The sequence below is a fragment of the Mycolicibacterium neoaurum ATCC 25795 genome (genome assembly GCF_000691525.1).
Lineage (GTDB): Bacteria > Actinomycetota > Actinomycetes > Mycobacteriales > Mycobacteriaceae > Mycobacterium > Mycobacterium neoaurum.
In genome coordinates, this window is record NZ_JMDW01000008.1 from 872,073 (window position 1) to 890,275 (window position 18,203).

Below are 18,203 nucleotides of genomic sequence, written 5' to 3' on the forward strand. Positions count from 1 at the left end.
GCTACGCTAGTTCTTCCGGATCTCGCGGAACGGGATGTCGCGATCGACCTCGGGCTCCCTGGGCAGCCCGAGCACCCGCTCGCCGATGATGTTGCGCTGGATTTGGTCGGTGCCGCCGCCGATCGAGGTGAAGAACGCGTTGAGACTCAGGAAGTTCACCTCGTCGGCCTCGGCATTGTCCGGTCCGGCCAGCAGCGCATCGGCGCCGATGATGTCGGTCTTCAGCCGTGCCTCGGCGTGCAGGATGCGCGATGTCGCCAGCTTGCCCAGCGACATCACCGGGCTTGCGGTGCCCTGTTTGGCCTCGGCCTTTGCGCGGGCATTGTTGAGGCTGTTCAGCTCTCGCAGCGCGAGCACATCGGCCAGTGACCTGCGGATCGCGGCATCGCCCAGCTTGCCGTGCGTGCGGGCCATTTCGACAAGGCTGTTACCACGGGACTGCTTGCGGTGCAGGCTGGTTCCGGAACCCATGATGGAACGCTCGACGGCCAGCGCGGTCTGCAGCACCAGCCAGCCATTGCCGACGCCGCCCACCACGTAGGCGTCGGGCACCGTGGCGTCGGTGATGAACACCTCGTTGAAATGCGCGTCGCCGGTGATCTGCACCAGCGGCCGGATCTCGATGCCCGGCTGGTTCATCGGCACGATGAAAAAGGTGATGCCCTTGTGCTTGGGCACATCCCAGTCGGTGCGGGCGATCAGCAGCGCGTACTGCGAGGTCTTGGCGCCCGACGTCCACACCTTCTGGCCGTTGATGACCCACCGGTCACCGTCGCGCACCGCGGTGGTGCGCACACCGGCCAGATCCGAGCCGGCACCGGGCTCGCTGTAGAGCAGGCAGGTGCGTGCCTTCTCGGTCAGGAACTTGTACAGCAGATCGGATTTGAGCGCCTCGGTGCCGAACGCCAGCGTCGTGTTGGCCGGGATGCTGAACCTGTCCTGGCAGGCGCCGGGGGCGCCGGCCGCGCGGAATTCCTCGGCGATCACCTTGGCGAGCTTGTTCGGGTAGGCCCGGCCGAACCACTGGCTCGGGTAGGTCGGGGCACCGTAGCCGGCCGCCACAACCTGCTCGAGCCAGGCGATCCGCTCGGGGGAGCTGACCCACGGGTCGTCGGATTTGGGCAGGGTGACGCCGGTCCAGTTCTCTTCCAGCCAGGCACGGACCTCAGCCCGGAGTTCCTCGGCGCTGGGCAGATTGATCTCGCTCATGACTCATGCACCTTTCGAGAGCAGGTAGCGTTCGCGGTGCGATGCGGAGTCGCCGAACAGTTGCAGGCCACTGCGAGCCCGGCGGACGTAGAGGTGACACGCGTGCTCCCAGGTGAAACCGATGCCGCCGTGCATCTGGACGGCCTGCATCGCGGTGGTCACATATCCTTCCGCGCAGGCGAACCCGGCCAGTGCGACCGCTCCGGCGCGGGCCTGTTCGTCCTCGAACTGCGCCGCGGCGTTCTGAGCCGCCGAGGTGACGGACTCGACCTCCAGCAGCAGATCGGCGGCCATGTGTTTGAGCGCCTGGAAGCTGCCGATCGCCCGGCCGAACTGGAAGCGGGTCTTGAGGTATTCGATGGTGATGTCGAAAATGCGCCGCGTACCGCCGGCCTGCTCACCGGCCAGGGCGACGACGGTGAGGTCGAGAGCCTGTTGCACGGCATCCCAGCCGGCGGTGCCCAGGCGGCGGGCCGGGGTGTCGGCGAAGGTATAGGTCGACAGCGGTACGGTCCGGTCGAAAACCGTTGCGGGCGTGCGCTGGAAGCCGGGCGCATCGGCTTCGACGTGGAAGATCTCGGTACCGTCGGCGCCCTGCGCGACCACCAGGATCACATCGGCGAGCTGTCCGTGGGTGACGAAGTGCGCGGAGCCGGTCAGGGTGCCGTCGGCGCCTGCGGTGACGTCGACACCGGCCGAGGTCCACGTGCCGCGGGCGCCGGTCACCGCGACGGTGCCGATGGAGCTGCCATCGGCCAAGCCGGGCAGCAACCGCTGCTTGTCCTCCGCGGTGCCTGCCGCCTGGATCAGCGCGACGGTGAGCACCGCGCTGGAGATGAACGGGGCGGGCAGCAGCGCGGCGCCGGTCTCCTCGGCGACGGCCTCCAGTTCCGGCGGTCCGAAACCGAGGCCGCCGTGCTCCTCGCCGACCAGCATGCCGAGCACGCCCTGCTCGGCCAGACGGCCCCACAGCTCCCGGTCGAAGCCATCCTCGGACTCCATGGCCGCGCGCACGTCCTGCTCGGAACACTTCTCCTGCAGCAGGTCGCGGACCGCGGATCGCAACTCCGCCCGTTCGGCCACGCTGATCGTCATGCTCTACCGCCCCTTCCTGGGTGTCGGCATCCCATGCTGTGTGGTGCGCGTCGCCGTGTAAATCACGCATGCCGACACCGATACGTTTCCGATGACGACATGCGTGGTGCAGGTACCGTACTGACGTGACCGCACGCCAACTGCTCCTCGTGAACGGGCCCAACCTGAATCTGTTGGGCACCCGGCAGCCGGAGATCTACGGGTCCACCACGCTCACGCAGATCGAACAGCAGGTCAGCGAGGCCGCCGCCGAGCACGGGCTACGGGTTCGCGCGGTACAGAGCAATCACGAGGGTGTGCTGATCGACGCCATTCATGCCGCGCGCGCGGATTGCGCCGGGATCATCATCAATCCAGGGGCCTACAGCCATACCTCGGTGGCCATCGCCGACGCCCTGACCGGTGTCGACCTGCCGGTGGTCGAGGTGCATCTGAGCAATATCCACCGCCGTGAGGCCTTTCGGCACCATTCCTATGTCTCGGCGGTGGCCGAGGTGGTCATCGCCGGTGCCGGACCGCGCGGCTACGTGTTCGCGGTGGCACATCTGGCGGGCCGGCTGTCGTGACGCAGCCACCGATCGTCCGCTACGTCGGTTATCTGGTGGCGGCGCAAGGCGTCGCGGCGCTCGTCATGGCGGCGGTGCTACTGGTGCGTGCCTTCGCCGGGGCCGACCAGCACATCGTCAACGGTTACGGCACCGCGGTGTGGTTCATCCTGATCGGCGCCGGTGTGCTGACCGGAGGGTGGGCGTTGGTGACCGGTCGACGCTGGGGTCGCGGAATCGCGGTGCCGACGAATCTGCTGCTGCTTCCCATCGCCTGGTATGTGATCACCAGCCACCATGTGGTGTACGGAATCCTGGTCGGTCTGCTGGCGCTCTCGGCGCTGGCGATGTTGTTCAGCCCGTCCTCGGTGCAATGGATGGCCGGTCGGGACTAGTCCGGCCGATCGGATTCGCTCGCCAGTTCCGCCAGCTGCGGCCCGGAGACGCGATAGGTGGTCCACTCGGTCTGCGGGGTTCCGCCGACGGCGTCGTACAGTGCGATGGCGTCGACGTTCCAGTTCAGCACCGCCCAGCTCAGCCGGGTGTAGCCGTGGGTACGGCATTCGGCGGCCAGCGTGGCGAGCAGCTTGCGGGCAAGGCCGCGCCGGCGAAATGCCGGGCGCACGAACAGGTCTTCCAGATAGATCCCGGACACCCCGTCCCACGTCGAGAAGTTCAGGAACCAGACCGCTGTCGCGGCGGCCTGTCCGTCGATGTCCACGATATGGGCGTGTGCCGTCGCCTGGTCGCCGAAAAGTGCTGTGTGCAGCTGGGTTTCGGTGACCACGCACTCGTCGGCGGCGTTCTCGAAGTCGGCCAGCTCGCGGATCATCGCCACGATCTCGGCCTCGTCGCCGGGTCGCGCCCGCCGGATCACTTCGCTCACGGTGTAACCCCCAGTCCTGTCAGGATCGTCCGGAACTTCGTCGTGGTCTCGTCGACCTCGTCATCGGGATCGGACTCCGCGACGATGCCGCCACCGGCATGCGCCAGTGCGCTCATCCCGTCCTCGGCCAGCACCGCGCACCGGATGGACACCACCCAGCGGCCGTCGCCGGCGGCATCGCACCAGCCGACGGCGCCGGCGTAGAACCCGCGGTCACCCTCCAGCTCGTTGATCAGCGCCGCGGCCAGCTCCGTCGGCACGCCACCCACCGCGGGCGTCGGGTGCAGCGCCAGCGCCAGATCCAAGGCGCTGGTCGCCGCCGAGCGCAGCCTGCCACGGATCGGGGTGCTCAGGTGCCACAGCGCATCGGTGCCGTGCAGTTGTGGCTCGTCGGCGATCATCAGATCGGCGCACAGCGGCTCCAACGCCGCGCGCATCACGTCGACCACCAGCGCATGTTCGTGGCGGTTCTTGGTCGAGGCCGCCAGTGCTGCGGCATTGCGTGTGTCGATCTCGGGGTCGGCCGAGCGCGGCGCCGATCCGGCGAACGGCTGGCAGATCACGGTGTCCCCGGAACGGGCGACCAACAGTTCCGGGCTGGCCCCCACCAGCACGCCGGGGGTTGCCGCCGGCGCCAGGTCCGCCAGATACACGGTGGCTGTCGGATCTGCTACGGCCAGCCGCAGCAGCACCGATGGCGCGTCCCACGGGGTCTCGGCAGCCAACCGCAGCGCACGGGCCAGCACCACCTTCTGCAACGGCGACCCCGGCGCCCGTAACCGGCGCACCGCCTCGGCGACCCGGGCGCGATGCTCGGAGCTCGCGGGCAGGGTGTCACGCGTACGTATCCGCGGCGGGTCGACGGGCGTCCAGTCCGGCAGTGCGGTCACCCGGCTGACCGTCACCGGCGCGTGCAGCGCCGCGGGCCGGGTGAGATCGAAGGGCAAGGCCCCCACCACCATCGGCGCGGTCCCGGCGCGCAGGGCCTCCCGAGCGGCCGCCACCTCGGCGAATGCGGTGCCGATGCCCTCGGCCAGCACCGTGCCCGCCGGACCGGACAGCACGAAGGACGGCGTCACGGCGGCGGCGGCAGGCACGGGTTGGGGTGCCCGGTCAGCCCGAGCGCGCTGATCTGGCGGATGCCCTTCTCGAAACCGCACACCGCGATGGAGGCGGCTGCCATCGAGAAGCGCACCCCCTCCGACACCGGTAGCTCGACCCATCGGCTCAGCAGGGATCGGGAGAAGTGTCCGTGCCCGACGAACACCACATCGCGGGATTCCATATGTTCCAACGCCACCGCGATGGCGCGGTCGGCACGCTCGCTGACCTGTGCGGCCGACTCGCCGCCGGGGCAATCGTGGGTCCACACGGTCCAGCCCGGCACGGTCTCGCGGATCTGTGGTGTCGTCAGCCCCTCGTAATCGCCGTAGTCCCATTCGGCGAGGTCTGGGGATATGTCGGTGACGGTCAGCCCGGCCAGTTCTGCGGTCTCCAGCGCGCGCCGCCGCGGACTGGAGATGACCACCGGGTCGGACAACTGCAGTTCGGTGAGCGCCGCCGCGGCCAGCCGCGCCTGGTCACGGCCGATGTCGAGTAGTTCCAGATCGGTGCGGCCGGTGTGTCGACCGCTGCGCGACCACTCGGTTTCGCCGTGCCTCAGCAGTAACAACCGATGCTGGTGGACGCTCACCGTCGCGATTCTGCCGCACGCAACCGCCATCTGTTGCATTCGCGTGCTTGGATGGAGGTGTGACGCGGGTATTGGCGGTCGCCAATCAAAAGGGTGGGGTCGCCAAGACCACGACGGTGGCGTCGTTGGGTGCGGCGTTGACGGAAAAGGGTCGGCGAGTGCTGCTCGTCGATCTGGACCCGCAGGGCTCGCTGACGTTCTCCCTCGGCCACGACCCGGATGCACTCCCGGTATCGGTGCACGAGGTGCTGCTCGGTGAGGTCGAACCCAGCGCCGCGCTGGTGCAGACGCCCGAGGGGATGACGCTGTTGCCCGCGAATATCGACCTCGCGGGGGCGGAGGCGATGCTGTTGATGCGTGCCGGCCGCGAGTACGCGCTCAAGCGGGCGCTGGACAAGGTGGCCGACGATTTCGACGTCGTGGTCATCGACTGCCCGCCGTCGCTGGGGGTGTTGACCCTCAACGGCTTGACCGCCGCCGACGAGGCGATCGTGCCGTTGCAGTGCGAGACCTTGGCCCACCGTGGCGTCGGGCAATTCCTGCGCACGGTCAACGATGTCCAGCAGATCACCAATCCGAATCTGTCGTTGCTCGGCGCGCTGCCGACGTTGTATGACTCACGCACCACCCACAGCCGCGATGTGCTCTTCGATGTCGCCGATCGTTACGAGCTGCCGGTTCTGGCGCCACCCATTCCGCGGACGGTGCGCTTCGCCGAGGCCAGCGCTTCCGGCTCGTCGGTATTGGCGGGACGAAAGAACAAGGGCGCCAACGCCTATCGTGAGCTGGCCGAGAACCTCATGAAGCACTGGAAGTCCGGCAAGGCGCTCGCCACCTTCACCCCGGAGATCTGACCCCGCACGACGCGGGAATTCAGGAGCCCAGCGCCACCACGGTATCGCCGCGCTGCTCGATGATCGTCGAACCGGACGTCGCGGGCACCACCGCCGTGTCGGCAGGGTCGCGGGCGAGGTCGATATGGCGGATCCCGGTGCCGGTCTCGGGGTCGAACACGTCGTACCCGTCGGTGACCGGTACCAGCAGCTCGCCGGCCATCACCGTGCCCGGGCCGACCGGCGCGCCGCCGGCGGCGGGGGAGACGGTGAACTTGTAGCGCAGGCCGTCGGCGGCGAATACCAGCAGCGAATCACCGGTCCACCAGGTGATCAGATCACCGGTGCGCGAGGCGGTGGCGTAAGGCGAGGGTGCGGCGTCCAGTGGAATGCTGGCCGTCACCGTACCGGTGTCGTCGACGATGTTGACCACCGGCCGCGGGGTCGGCAGGTACACCGCGGTGGTGGTGTCGGAGACGGCGATCACCCGGGCGTCGGCGTCGACCGAAACGCCGGGTTGCTGTTCGTATTTGACGTCCGGGACGTCCTCCTCGTCGGACACCCGCAGCAGGGTCAGTCGCATCTCGGTCTGTTCCGGGCAGGACTCCATGATCGAGACCGCCGAGGAACTCGCTTGCGCCGAGACCAGCCGGCACAGTGGGGACACCGGAACATCTGGTTTGACCCGGGCATCCAGGGCGCCCCAGCTGAGCATGCGCACCATGTCCGAACGCCACAGTTCCAGCCTGCTGTCGCCGTAGGACAGCACCGCGGTGCCGTCGGTGGACAGCTTCACCTCCGGGTCGGCGTAGGCGGTACGGGCAGGCCCGCGCTTGCCGGTGCCGGCGTCGATGGTGCTGACCTGCCCGCACCCGCGTGTGTCCGGGTACACCGCGACCGCGTACTGGTATACGGAGGTCACACCGCACAGCGGCAGATCGCGCTGGTAGCTCCAGAGTTGTTCTCCGGTGTCCGGTGCCCGGCCGATCACCGCACCACCGTCACCGGTCACCAATGCGCCCGAAATGACAAGCGGTTGTGTGGTTTCCGGGCTCGCCGCGGTCCAGAGTTGGCGGAGCCGCTCCGGCACGGCGGTGGCCGGAGCCGGTGCGGTGACGGGGCTGGCGGCCGGTCGGCTGATCGTGGCACGCGCATCGCTGGTCCACCAGATCAGCGCCGCGATGATGGCGACCGCGCACGCGATGGCGACGGCCGCGATCACATCACCGCGGGTGCGGCGTTCCGGCTGCGGCGGGCAGGAGCGCAGCGACCCGGGAATTCTTGGTATCACTCAGCCGCGGCGGGAGCGCTGGCCTTGCGGGGCCTGCGACGACGGCGACGCTTTGCCGGGGCGCCCTCGCCACCCTCGGATTCGACCTGGTCCTGCGGACCGCTCTCCGAAGCCGTTGCCGCTTCGCCATTCTCGGGGTGTCCGGTGGCCGACTGGCCGCCGCGGGTGCGGCGACGGCTGCGGGTGCGGGCCGGGCGCTCGGCACGTTCGGTGCGCTCGACTCGCTCACCCTCGGTACGGGTCTTCGGCTTGCGCGGCGCCGCGATCGATCCGGTCGCCTCGACCGGAATGTTCAGCTCGGTGTACAGATGCGGTGAGCTGGAATAGGTTTCGGCGGGCTCCGGGGTGTCCAGTCCCAGCGCCTTGTCGATCATCGTCCAGCGCGGCAGCTCGTCCCAGTCGACGAGGGTGACCGCGATACCGGTCTTGCCCGCGCGCCCGGTGCGGCCGATGCGGTGCACGTAGGACTGTTCGTCCTCGGGGATCTGGTAGTTGATGACGTGGGTGATGTCGTCGATATCGATGCCGCGTGCCGCGACATCCGTCGCGACGAGCACGTCGACCTCGCCGGTGCGGAAAGCCTTGAGCGCCTTCTCCCGGGCGATCTGGCCGAGGTCGCCGTGTACCGCGCCGACCTTGAAGCCGCGCTCGCCGAGTTCGTCGGCGACCTTCTGCGCGGTGCGCTTGGTGCGGGTGAAGATCATGGTGGCCCCACGGCCCTCGGCCTGCAGGATCCGCGCCACCATCTCCACCTTGTCCAGGGCGTGCGCCCGGTAGACGAACTGTTCGGTGGTGTCGTGGGTCTGCGAGGACTGCGCCGATTCGGCCCGGATATGGGTCGGCTGGTTCATGAAGGTGCGCGCCAGCGTGATGATGGGGCCGGGCATGGTCGCCGAGAACAGCATCGACTGCCGGTCATCGGGGGTGAGGCGCAGGATGCGCTCGATATCGGGCAGGAATCCCAGATCGAGCATCTCGTCGGCCTCGTCGAGCACCAGCACCGAGAGGCTGCCGAGCTGCAGGTGACCTTGCTGGGCCAGGTCGAGCAGCCGTCCCGGGGTGCCGACCACGACGTCGACGCCCTTCTGCAGGGCCTCGATCTGCGGTTCGTACGGGCGACCGCCGTAGATCGAGGTGACCACGAACTTGCGGTCGGAGTCCTCGGAGACGGCCCGCAGGTACTTCGAGGCGATCTCCAGATCGCTGTAGACCTGCAGACACAGCTCGCGGGTGGGAACCACGATGAGCGCCCGCGGGGTGCCGTTGAGCGGGCGTCCCTGGTCACTGCTGATGCGGTGCAGCAGGGGCACGCCGAAGGCCAGGGTCTTGCCCATGCCGGTGCGGGCTTGGCCGATCAGGTCGTCGCCGGCCAGCGCGAGCGGCAGGGTCAGCTCCTGGATCGCGAACGCGTGTTCTTTACCGGTCTCGGCCAGTGCGCGGACGATCTCATCGCGAACGCCCAGGTCGGCGAAGGAGGTCTTGGGGGCTTCGACCGGTGCGGTCGTATCTGTCTGTGCAGTCATGGTGTGGTCCGGCGGCTTGGGCCGCCGTCAGCCTTTCGCTTGTCTTTCCTCGTCGCGTCCACGCGCGCACGACGATGACGAGTAAAAGGCGGATATCCCCAGATGGCGGGCGATACCGCTCCGTCGGGCCCAGCAATTGGACAGCGGGCCGAACCACGTGCACGCACATTTCTTTCGGTGGTGATGCGCACCCGGGAGTGCCGGTGACATCGCTACCGAACACCCATGGTAGCCGGTCACGCCTCGATAGCGCGCATCGTGGCGGTTTCGCGGTGTCGCGCAGTGGGCATCTGTGCAGGTCGTGAGTCCTCATGTCGTCATCTCCGGCGCCGGTATCGCCGGGCCCGCACTGGCCCATCAACTCCATGCGCGGGGGTGGCGGACGACTGTGATCGAACGATTCCCGCGGCGGCGTGAGGAGGGGCAGAACGTCGACATCCGCGGTGCGGCCCGCGAGGTGATCCGCAGGATGGGGATCGAATCCGACGTCCGGGCCGCCGGGACCGGTGAGATCGGCACCCGGTTCGTCACCGCCGACGGCCGTCCCGCCGCGTCGTTCCCGGTCGGCGAGCCGGGAGGCAGTGACGGCCCGACCGCCGAGTTGGAGATCCTGCGTGGGGAACTGTCACGCATCCTGATCGAGCACACCCCCGGCACCGAGTACCTCTTCGACCGCCAGATCACCGATGTCACCGACCACGGTGACGGGGTGAGCACGGTGCTGCAGGACGGTTCGGTACTGGAGTCCGATCTGCTGGTGATCGCGGAGGGCCTGCATTCGCGCTCGCGCCGGTTCGTCACCGATGTCGGCGTCGGCGAACTCGGCATGTACCTCGCCTACGCCACCATCCCGCGCCGCGATGACGACGATCTGTGGTGGAACTGGCAGCACGCCACCAGGCGCCGATCGGTCCATCTGCGACCCGACAATCTGGGAACCACCCGGGCCATCCTGACCTTCATGTCCGACGTGCGGGGATTCGAGGAACTGGATCGCCAGGGTCAGCTGACCATCCTTCGGCGCACCTTCGCCGATGTCGGGGGTGCGGCGCCGCGCATCCTCGCCGATATCGACGCCGGGGCTCCGATGTATTTCTCGGCGGTGGGCCAGGTGCGGGCGCCGGTGTGGAGCCGGGGACGGATCACCCTGCTGGGCGATACCGCGTTCTGTAACGGCACGTTCGGGGGAGCGGGGACCAGTCTGGCGCTCATCGGTGGGTACGTGTTGGCCGGCGAGCTGGCCGTCGCACCGGATATCCCCGCCGCGCTGGCGGGCTATCGGCGCACCATGCAACCGTTCCTCGACACCGCTCCTGAGCTCAGCGAATCGGTGCTGCGGCTGGCCAATCCGCATTCCGGCCTGGGCATTCGTGCGGTGCGGGCGGTCGCCGCCGTGTCGGCCGGGCCGGTCGGCAGGAGGATCAGCTCCCTGGTCGGCGACCGCTTCTCCGATATCGCTGGTGCCGGGCTGCGGCCGCCCGATTACCCACCGGCCGGCACGACTGCAGGTATCGGCCCGGTGGCTCGCGATTAAGGTTGGCCCATGACCTCGACGCCGTCCGACGCCGCCGCCGGCATTTCCCGTGTTCCGGCCGATCATCCCGGTGTCACCGAGCTGTTCGCCCTGCTGGCCTACGGCGAGGTGGCGGCCTTCTATCGGCTGACCGATGAGGCGCGGATGGCGCCGAACCTTGCGGGCCGGATCAACATGGCCAGCATGGCTGCCGCCGAGATGCGGCACTACGAGCTGCTGAACGAGGCGTTGTCGGCCCGCGGGGTGGACACCGTGCCCGCGATGACCAAGTACGCCCCCGCGTTGGAGAACTATCACCGCCTGACCACGCCGAGCACCTGGCTGGAGGCGTTGGTCAAGACCTATATCGGGGACGCGCTGGCGGCCGACTTCTATCTGCAGATCTCCGACGCCCTGCCGCCGGAGGCGGCCGAGGTGGTGCGTTCGGTGCTTGCCGAGACCGGACACTCGCAGTTCGTGGTGGCCGAGGTTCGCGCCGCCGTCACGGCCAGTGACCGTCAGCGTCACCGGCTGGCGCTGTGGTCGCGGCGACTGCTCGGCGAGGCCATCACCCAGGCCCAGTACGTGCTCGCCGACCGCGACGATCTGGTCGATCTGGTGATAAGCAGCAGCGATGGGTTGGGTCAGCTCTCCGAGTTCTTCGACAAGCTGCAGCACACCCACGCCAGCCGGATGCAGGAGCTGGGGCTGGCCTGAGGCGCTACCTGGTGCAGGTGGCGATCATCGAGTTGTTGGTCTGCAGCGCCAGCGCGGTGCCGTTGCCGTCGAGGATGGCGCAGTTGAGCTGACCGCCGACGCTGGTGGCGGTCACCGAGGACAGCGTGACGCCGGGGTTCAGGGTCACCGACTTGGTCCAGGGCAGGGCCACGTTCACATCGGTTTGCAGGGCACCCTGCTGGTCGGTGTAGATGATCGTCACCAGATCGATGAGCTGGCGGTTGCCGGTCACGCGGTAGGTGATGGCGCGCGCGGCGGCGGCCGGATCGACGGCGGCCGGCGGTGCGGGCGGCGCGGGAGCGGCCGGCGCGGGCGCGACGGGTGAGGGCACGACCTCGGGGGCGGCCGTGACGGCCGGTGTCGGGGTCACGGTGGTCACGCGTTCGGGGTTGGTGTCAGCCCGCGGCGGAGCGGCGGCGGGCGGCGCCGCGGCCGTGGTCGTGACGGAGTCGTCGGCAGGGGCCGCCGATGTGGTGGCCCCCGAGTTGGCGGACGTCACGGTGCCGCTGTCCCCGCCACCCAGGATGACCCCGGTGCAGATGACCGCGACCATCAGGATGGCACCGGCGACCCCGGCCACCCAGATCCAGCGCCGGTCCAGCTTCTCGTGATAGTCGGCGGGGTATTCGTAATCGGCGTCGTAACCGCCGGCGTCATAACCGTCGGAGTCGTAGTTGTCGACCCCGTACGTATTACGTGAGTACTTGTCGTCGGCGTAAACCCGGCCCGCGTAGTCGGTGCCGCCGTAGGCGCCTCGGCCGTAGGCCTGGCCGGAATCGCCGTAGCGGGAATGCCGATCGGTCGGGTAGTCCGAGCCGAACCGCGGTTCGTCGTCGATGCCCACGCCGGAATCGCGGCCGGACCGGTAGCTGTTGCCCGAGTATCCGTCACGCGTTGTCGAATATGGTGAATATTGCCTGCTCATCACGTAATTCCCAGATCGTTTCGGTGCGTACCCGGCCGATGCTAGTGGTGCAAAAGTTACGGATGATGTTGACTCGCTCTCGGTCCGATAACGGTCCGGCGTCGGTCTGGTCAGCGTGATTCGCTCACGGCGCAACGGTCGCAGCCCGCCTCGCTGCCATCCGCGCGGCACTGTCCACTAGCCTGATTGAACGCATCGCCACACAACCGAAGGGGTCTAAAAGCGTGGACATCAAGATCGGGGTCGCCGACAGCCCGCGAGAGCTGGTCATCAGCAGCGCGCAGACACCCGACGAGGTGGAAAAGGCGATCGTCGACGCGCTGGGCGCGTCCTCGTCCGTGCTGTCACTGACCGACGAGAAGGGGCGCCGCTACCTCGTGCAGGCGGCGAAGATCACCTATGTCGAGATCGGCCCGAGCGACGCCCGCCGCGTCGGCTTCGGCACCGTCGGCGCCGAGGCGCTCAAGGACTAAGACCTGGTGAGCGGCACGTGTGACAGTCCGCCCCAGGCGAACTGCACCGTGCCCTCCACGGCCGCATCCTTGGAGATCGGCCGGTCGTTGTCCAGCCAGTAGCGGGCGCAGTCGACGCTGGTCGAGACCAGTCCGACCGCGATCATCCTGGCGCGATGGGCCTCCAGCCCGGAATCCCGGCTGATCAGATCGAACACCGCGTCGGTGCAGGACTCGGTGGCCACCTTCACCTGCGCGGCCACCTGGGGTTCGGTGACGTAGTCGTTCTCGAATATCAACCGATAGCCCTGGCTGTCGTGTTCGACGAACTCGAAGAAGGCCTGCACCGCGGCGCGCAGTCGCTGGCGGTTGTCGGTGGTGGTGCGCAGCGCTTGGCGCACCCCGGACACCAGATTGTCCACATGCCGCTGAAGCACTGCGAGGTAAAGCTCCAGCTTCGATGAGAAGTGTTGGTAGAGAACGGGTTTACTGACACCTGCCCGCTCGGCGATCTCGTCCATGCCTGCCGCGTGATAACCGCGGTCGACGAAGACCTCGCTGGCGGCGATGAGCAATTGGCCGCGGCGCTCATCGCGGGGTAGCCGGTTTCCGCGCCGATTACCTGGCCCCGTCTTGGCGCCCCGCGCTCCGGCGGCATTGGCGAGATCGCTCATGACGTCCTCAATTTCACTCCGTACCGCGGGTACTGCTGTCGATCTGCACCGCGGCCACTGCGTACGTTCGGGTGTTCCGTTCGGGTGTTCTCGGTAAGCAGCCGGCACCCCCTGATCGCCACGACATTACTACCGCCCGTAGGTGGAGGTGTCGCCGTGGTGCTCGTGTCGGTGGCGCGCCGGAATGGGATGTGCGCGGGCTTATGCCATTCTGGTGCGGTGACCTATGACCCGGGGCGCCGCGGGGGCAACCGTGGCCCCGGCGGCCAAGAGCGCAACGACCCTGGATTCCGGGCAGGTGGGCACGACCGAAGCGAGTCCGGGTTTGTCCACGCAGGCCGCGGCGCACCGCGCGGTGAGCAGCGCGCACAGCCGCGCCGCCCCACCCACGTCAACCACGGCCAACCCCGCCGCGAGCCGTCGGAGAGCGCTGAGCAACACACCGATCCGGGCCGGGTGCCCGCCGCCCGTGATCAGTGGCGCGAACCGTTGCGCGCCCAGCGCGACCCGCTGGCCGAGGACCTCGGCCGGGTCCGGTCCAATCGCGATGAGCGCGCCCAGTTCCGCAAGCAGAGCTGGCTCGGCCGCTTCGTGTCCACCTATGGGTGGCGCGCCTATGCCCTGCCGATCCTGGCCGTGGTGACCGTCGTGGTGATCTATCAGACGATCGCCGGTCCTCCCGCGCCTACGCCGGTCAATGCCGAAGGCCCGGTGCAGGCGCCCGTCGAATCACCGAGTACCGAGATCGTCGGTGCCCCGCCCAAGGGCCTGACCCAATTCGATGCGAATCTGCCGACCGGCATCCTGCCCGGCGGCGGACCGTTCACCGAGGCGGGTGCGAAGACCTGGCATATCGTGCCGGGCACGACGCCCAAGGTCGGGCAGGGCACCGAACGCACCTTCACCTACACCGTCGAGGTCGAGGACGGGCTGGACACCGCCACCTTCGGCGGTGACGAGGGTTTCGCCACGATGGTCAGCGAGACCCTGGCCAACCCCAAGAGCTGGACCCACAATCCGCAGTTCGCCTTCCTGCGCGTCGACAACGACACCGAGGGGCCACCGGATTTCCGCGTCTCGCTGACCTCACCGTTGACGATCCGGGAGGGCTGTGGCTACGACATCCCATTGGAAGCGTCCTGCTACAACCCGGCCTATCTCGGCGACCAGGCGCGGGTGTTCGTCAACGAGGCCCGCTGGGTCCGCGGCGCCACCTCGTTCCAGGGCGATATCGGCTCCTACCGGCAGTACGTCATCAACCATGAGGTCGGTCACGCCATCGGCTATCGCCAACACGAGCCGTGCCCCGAGAACGGGGCGCTCGCGCCGATCATGATGCAGCAGACGTTCTCGACCAGCAACAACGACGGCGCCAAGTTCGATCCGCAGTCCGTGCCTGCCGACGGGCTCACCTGCCGGTTCAACCCGTGGCCCTACCCGATCGCCTGACCGCGCTCGGCGCCGGGAACGGATGGCCCGGTTTTGCTGTTGGATAGCTGTGCCTGGTCTGATTGAGGCCAGGAATTCGTCGTCCAATGCAAGGAGCGCACGGTGACGTCACTGCCCCCGCTGGTGGAGCCGGCCGCCGAACTGACCCGCGAGGAAGTCGCGCGGTACAGCAGGCATCTGATCATCCCCGATATGGGGGTCGACGGCCAGAAACGGTTGAAGAACGCCAAGGTGTTGGTCATCGGCGCCGGCGGACTGGGATCGCCGACCCTGCTGTATCTGGCCGCCGCCGGGGTGGGCACCATCGGCATCGTCGAATTCGACGTCGTCGACGAGTCGAACCTGCAGCGCCAGATCATCCACGGGCAGTCCGATATCGGCCGATCGAAGGCCCAGAGCGCACGCGACTCGGTGCTGGAGGTCAATCCGCTGGTCAATGTGGTGCTGCATGAGTTGCGTCTGGAGCCCGAGAACGCGGTCGACCTGTTCGCCCAGTACGACCTGATCCTCGACGGCACCGACAACTTCGCCACCCGCTACCTGGTCAACGATGCCGCCGTGTTGGCGGGCAAGCCCTATGTGTGGGGTTCGATCTACCGGTTCGAGGGCCAGGTGTCGGTGTTCTGGGAGGACGCCCCCGATGGTCTGGGCCTGAACTACCGCGATCTCTACCCCGAGCCGCCGCCACCGGGCATGGTGCCCTCCTGCGCCGAAGGCGGCGTGCTCGGCATCCTGTGCGCCTCGATCGCCTCGGTGATGGGCACCGAGGCCATCAAGCTGCTCACCGGTATCGGTGATCCGCTGCTGGGTCGGCTGATGGTCTACGACGCGCTCGACATGACCTATCGCACCATCAAGATCCGCAAGGACCCGGCGACTCCGAAGATCACCGAGTTGATCGACTACGAGGCCTTCTGCGGTGTCGTCTCGGATGAGGCCGCCGCCGCGTCGGCCGGTTCGACGGTGACGCCCAAGGAACTGCGTGAGCTGCTCGATTCGGGCAAGCCGGTCGCACTCATCGACGTCCGCGAGCCCGTCGAGTGGGAGATCAACCACATCGACGGCGCCTCGCTGATCCCGAAGTCGGTGATCGAGGCGGGCGAGGGACTGGCCACCGTGCCGCAGGACAAGACCCCGGTGCTGTACTGCAAGACCGGCGTCCGCTCCGCCGAGATGCTGGCCGTGCTGAAAAAGGCCGGCTTCTCCGACGCGCTGCATCTGCAGGGCGGCATCGTGGCCTGGGCCAAGCAACTCGAACCCGACATGGTCATGTACTGACGGTGTCTGCAGGCCGGCACCGCTTAGGCTGGCGTGCGTGACTGACGATCTGCCACCCGATCATGTGATGGCGGCGTTTGGGCTGGCCGGTGTGCGGCCGGTGCCGCTTGGTTCGTCCTGGGAGGGCGGCTGGCGGTGTGGCGAGGTGGTGTTGTCGATGGTCGCCGACCATGCGCGCGCCGCCTGGTCGGCCAAGGTCCGCGAAACGCTGTTCGCCGACGGGATCCGGTTGGCACGACCGGTGCGTTCCACCGACGGCCGCTATGTGGTGGCCGGTTGGCGCGCCGACACCTTCGTCGCCGGTACCCCGGAACCGCGCCATGACGAAGTGGTCTCGGCGGCGGTGCGCCTGCACGAGGCGACGGCCAAGCTGGAACGGCCCCGGTTCCTGACCCAGCCGCCGGTTGCGCCGTGGTCGGATGTCGATGTGTTCATCGCCGCCGATCGGGCGGCCTGGGAGGACCGCCCGCTGCACACCCTGCCCGCGGGCGCCCGGGTGGCCCCCGGCACGGTCGACGGCCAGAAGTCTGTCGAGCTGCTCAACCAGTTGGCGTCGTTGCGCACCCCGACACGCAGTCCGAGCCAGCTGGTGCACGGAGATCTCTACGGCACAGTCCTTTTCGCGGGCACCGCTGCGCCGGGTATCACCGACATCACCCCGTACTGGCGGCCCGCCTCCTGGGCAGCCGGTGTGGTCGTCGTGGATGCGCTGGCCTGGGGCGAGGCCGATGACGGACTTGTCGAGCGGTGGAGCGCATTACCGGAATGGCCGCAGATGTTGTTGCGGGCCTTGATGTTCCGGCTCGCCGTGCATGCGTTGCACCCGCGCTCGACCGCAGCGGCATTCCCCGGACTTGCCCGCACCGCGGCGTTGGTCCGCCTCGCCGTCTGAGTCGCTGTTCTCCCGCGAGCAGACTGGTATACCCCCATTTTCGTCGCGATCCGGGGGTGTACGCGTCTGCTCGCGGTCAGAATTCGTGGCGGTATTCGCGCAGCGACACCCGGCCGTCGACGGCCACCACACCCTCGGCGCGGAGCCGCTCCAACTGCCGGGTCGCCAGGTGCGGCGCCGGTCGTCCCGACGCCGGAACAACCCGGTGCCACGGCAGATCCGAAGAATCGGTGCGCATGATCCAACCGACGATCCGCGGGCTGGACAACCCCGCCTCGGCGGCGATGTCACCGTACGTACTGACGCGACCCGCCGGGATCCGGTCGACCAGTGCGCGCACCGCTTCGACCTGATCCTCGGTGACCGCGGCCATCTCAGTCCAGGTGACCGCGGATGATGGCCGCTGTCTCGGCGGGCAGCGCCTGGGCAACCATGTGATCGCAGTCCAGTTCGGTCAGGGTGAAGGCCTCGCCGACGGCGTCGCGCAGCGTGGCGATCAATTCGTCGGTCGCATACGGCGGGGTGGTGCGGGTGGCGCGGATCAACGTCGTCGGAGTTCCGCTGCGGGGCAACGGCACCGGACGGGTCAGCTCGCTCCAGTACGACATCGCCGCAGGCACGCTGATCCGCCAACCGAGACGACCGTTGGGCAGGGTGACCAGGTGCTCGTCGAGTTCGCCTTCCAGCACGGCCGGATCACGCTCGGCGACCTCGCGCCAGGACCCGGAGAGCTTGTCGGCGCGCGCCTCCTCGCGGTCGGGGTAATCGGGGGAGGAGAACATGGCATCGGCGATCTCGGCCATCCAGCCACCATCCAGCGCGACGGCCGGATCCAGCAGCACCAGTCCCCGCACCAGATCCGGGCGCGCCGCGGCGAGCGCCAGTGCCACCGCTCCGCCGAACGAATGCCCGACCACCACGACCGGACCACTGTCCTCGGCGTCCAGCAACGCCGTCAGCGCCACGACATTGGCCTCGATGGTCCACGGTGCGGCGTAACCGGAGCGGCCGTGCCCGATCAGATCCGGTGCCAACACCGAGAATTCGGCAAGGTGCTCGTTGGCGATCTCCTCGTAGCGACGGCCGTGGCCGGTCAGGCCGTGGATGGCGAGGATCTGCGCCGGACCCGACGGTCCGAAGCGGTAGCTGTGCAGGTCTGCGGTCACGGTTCGATCGTAGGCCCATGTCAGAGCCACTTGTCAGACCC

20 protein-coding genes are annotated in these 18,203 nt (G+C 68.3%); 9 read left to right on the plus strand and 11 right to left on the minus strand.

Annotated elements, in window-relative coordinates:
- Window positions 1–6 precede the first annotated feature (6 nt).
- Window positions 7–1,209 (minus strand): acyl-CoA dehydrogenase family protein, encoded by a 1,203-nt coding sequence (locus IC40_RS0111605; RefSeq protein WP_030134877.1) that lies wholly within the window; start codon window positions 1,207–1,209, stop codon window positions 7–9.
- 3 nt (window positions 1,210–1,212) lie between these two features.
- Window positions 1,213–2,304, minus strand: a complete 1,092-nt coding sequence (locus tag IC40_RS0111610) for an acyl-CoA dehydrogenase family protein (RefSeq protein ID WP_030134878.1) — start codon at window positions 2,302–2,304, stop codon at window positions 1,213–1,215.
- 125 nt (window positions 2,305–2,429) lie between these two features.
- Here IC40_RS0111610 and aroQ point away from each other — a divergent pair, with 125 nt between their 5' ends.
- Window positions 2,430–2,870 carry a type II 3-dehydroquinate dehydratase gene (gene aroQ / locus IC40_RS0111615; protein WP_030134879.1) on the plus strand — a complete coding sequence of 147 codons (441 nt, stop codon included), beginning with the start codon at window positions 2,430–2,432 and terminating at the stop codon, window positions 2,868–2,870.
- Window positions 2,867–3,244, plus strand: coding sequence for a hypothetical protein (locus IC40_RS0111620; RefSeq protein ID WP_030134880.1), 378 nt, complete (start codon window positions 2,867–2,869; stop codon window positions 3,242–3,244). Before aroQ ends, IC40_RS0111620 begins: the two co-directional genes overlap by 4 nt.
- Here the strand turns inward: IC40_RS0111620 and IC40_RS0111625 are convergent.
- From IC40_RS0111625 to IC40_RS0111635, 3 genes are read right to left on the minus strand one after another with little or no spacing between them, the layout of a single operon-like run.
- On the minus strand, window positions 3,241–3,735 hold the full coding sequence (locus IC40_RS0111625; protein ID WP_030134881.1) for a GNAT family N-acetyltransferase: 495 nt from the start codon (window positions 3,733–3,735) through the stop codon (window positions 3,241–3,243). The two genes, IC40_RS0111620 and IC40_RS0111625, sit on opposite strands and share 4 nt — an antisense overlap.
- Window positions 3,732–4,832: an isochorismate synthase gene (locus tag IC40_RS0111630; protein WP_030134882.1), complete on the minus strand. Its 1,101-nt coding sequence runs from the start codon at window positions 4,830–4,832 to the stop codon at window positions 3,732–3,734. The genes IC40_RS0111625 and IC40_RS0111630 overlap by 4 nt, the downstream gene beginning before the upstream one ends.
- Complete coding sequence (locus IC40_RS0111635; protein WP_030134883.1) at window positions 4,811–5,428, minus strand: acid phosphatase; 618 nt, start codon at window positions 5,426–5,428, stop codon at window positions 4,811–4,813. The genes IC40_RS0111630 and IC40_RS0111635 overlap by 22 nt, the downstream gene beginning before the upstream one ends.
- A gap of 59 nt (window positions 5,429–5,487) precedes the next feature.
- Between IC40_RS0111635 and IC40_RS0111640 the strand changes: the two genes are divergently transcribed.
- On the plus strand, window positions 5,488–6,282 hold the full coding sequence (locus IC40_RS0111640) for a ParA family protein (protein WP_030134884.1): 795 nt from the start codon (window positions 5,488–5,490) through the stop codon (window positions 6,280–6,282).
- 19 nt (window positions 6,283–6,301) lie between these two features.
- On the opposite strand, the gene IC40_RS0111645 is transcribed toward IC40_RS0111640, so the two are convergent.
- Together IC40_RS0111645 and IC40_RS0111650 are read right to left on the minus strand one after the other, a co-directional pair.
- Window positions 6,302–7,528 carry an Rv3212 family protein gene (locus tag IC40_RS0111645; protein ID WP_036463248.1) on the minus strand — a complete coding sequence of 409 codons (1,227 nt, stop codon included), beginning with the start codon at window positions 7,526–7,528 and terminating at the stop codon, window positions 6,302–6,304.
- Window positions 7,529–7,548: 20 nt separating this feature from the next.
- Window positions 7,549–9,075 carry a DEAD/DEAH box helicase gene (locus IC40_RS0111650; protein WP_030134886.1) on the minus strand — a complete coding sequence of 509 codons (1,527 nt, stop codon included), beginning with the start codon at window positions 9,073–9,075 and terminating at the stop codon, window positions 7,549–7,551.
- 301 nt (window positions 9,076–9,376) lie between these two features.
- Here IC40_RS0111650 and IC40_RS0111655 point away from each other — a divergent pair, with 301 nt between their 5' ends.
- On the plus strand, window positions 9,377–10,609 hold the full coding sequence (locus IC40_RS0111655; protein ID WP_042509992.1) for an FAD-dependent monooxygenase: 1,233 nt from the start codon (window positions 9,377–9,379) through the stop codon (window positions 10,607–10,609).
- A 9-nt stretch (window positions 10,610–10,618) separates the two neighbouring features.
- The gene (locus tag IC40_RS0111660) at window positions 10,619–11,305 is read left to right on the plus strand and encodes a ferritin-like fold-containing protein (RefSeq protein WP_030134888.1); all 687 of its coding nucleotides are present in this window, start codon (window positions 10,619–10,621) and stop codon (window positions 11,303–11,305) included.
- Between the two features lie 4 nt (window positions 11,306–11,309).
- Here IC40_RS0111660 and IC40_RS0111665 read toward each other — a convergent pair whose 3' ends face one another.
- The gene (locus tag IC40_RS0111665; protein ID WP_081843404.1) at window positions 11,310–12,251 is read right to left on the minus strand and encodes a hypothetical protein; all 942 of its coding nucleotides are present in this window, start codon (window positions 12,249–12,251) and stop codon (window positions 11,310–11,312) included.
- A 224-nt stretch (window positions 12,252–12,475) separates the two neighbouring features.
- Here IC40_RS0111665 and IC40_RS0111670 point away from each other — a divergent pair, with 224 nt between their 5' ends.
- Window positions 12,476–12,724: a DUF3107 domain-containing protein gene (locus tag IC40_RS0111670; RefSeq protein ID WP_030134890.1), complete on the plus strand. Its 249-nt coding sequence runs from the start codon at window positions 12,476–12,478 to the stop codon at window positions 12,722–12,724.
- Here the strand turns inward: IC40_RS0111670 and IC40_RS0111675 are convergent.
- Window positions 12,721–13,377 (minus strand): HTH-type transcriptional activator FasR, encoded by a 657-nt coding sequence (locus tag IC40_RS0111675; protein WP_019511184.1) that lies wholly within the window; start codon window positions 13,375–13,377, stop codon window positions 12,721–12,723. The two genes, IC40_RS0111670 and IC40_RS0111675, sit on opposite strands and share 4 nt — an antisense overlap.
- Before the next feature lie 219 nt (window positions 13,378–13,596).
- Between IC40_RS0111675 and IC40_RS0111685 the strand changes: the two genes are divergently transcribed.
- From IC40_RS0111685 to IC40_RS0111695, 3 genes are all read left to right on the plus strand, one after another.
- Window positions 13,597–14,826, plus strand: a complete 1,230-nt coding sequence (locus tag IC40_RS0111685; protein ID WP_240478685.1) for a DUF3152 domain-containing protein — start codon at window positions 13,597–13,599, stop codon at window positions 14,824–14,826.
- A 111-nt stretch (window positions 14,827–14,937) separates the two neighbouring features.
- Window positions 14,938–16,104, plus strand: a complete 1,167-nt coding sequence (gene moeZ / locus IC40_RS0111690) for an adenylyltransferase/sulfurtransferase MoeZ (RefSeq protein ID WP_030134893.1) — start codon at window positions 14,938–14,940, stop codon at window positions 16,102–16,104.
- A gap of 37 nt (window positions 16,105–16,141) precedes the next feature.
- Window positions 16,142–16,996, plus strand: a complete 855-nt coding sequence (locus IC40_RS0111695) for a TIGR02569 family protein (protein WP_030134894.1) — start codon at window positions 16,142–16,144, stop codon at window positions 16,994–16,996.
- Window positions 16,997–17,072: 76 nt separating this feature from the next.
- Here the strand turns inward: IC40_RS0111695 and IC40_RS0111700 are convergent, their stop codons facing one another.
- Window positions 17,073–17,369 carry an MGMT family protein gene (locus IC40_RS0111700; protein WP_030134895.1) on the minus strand — a complete coding sequence of 99 codons (297 nt, stop codon included), beginning with the start codon at window positions 17,367–17,369 and terminating at the stop codon, window positions 17,073–17,075.
- A gap of 1 nt (window position 17,370) precedes the next feature.
- Window positions 17,371–18,162, minus strand: coding sequence for an alpha/beta fold hydrolase (locus IC40_RS0111705; protein WP_030134896.1), 792 nt, complete (start codon window positions 18,160–18,162; stop codon window positions 17,371–17,373).
- Window positions 18,163–18,203: the final 41 nt, after the last annotated feature.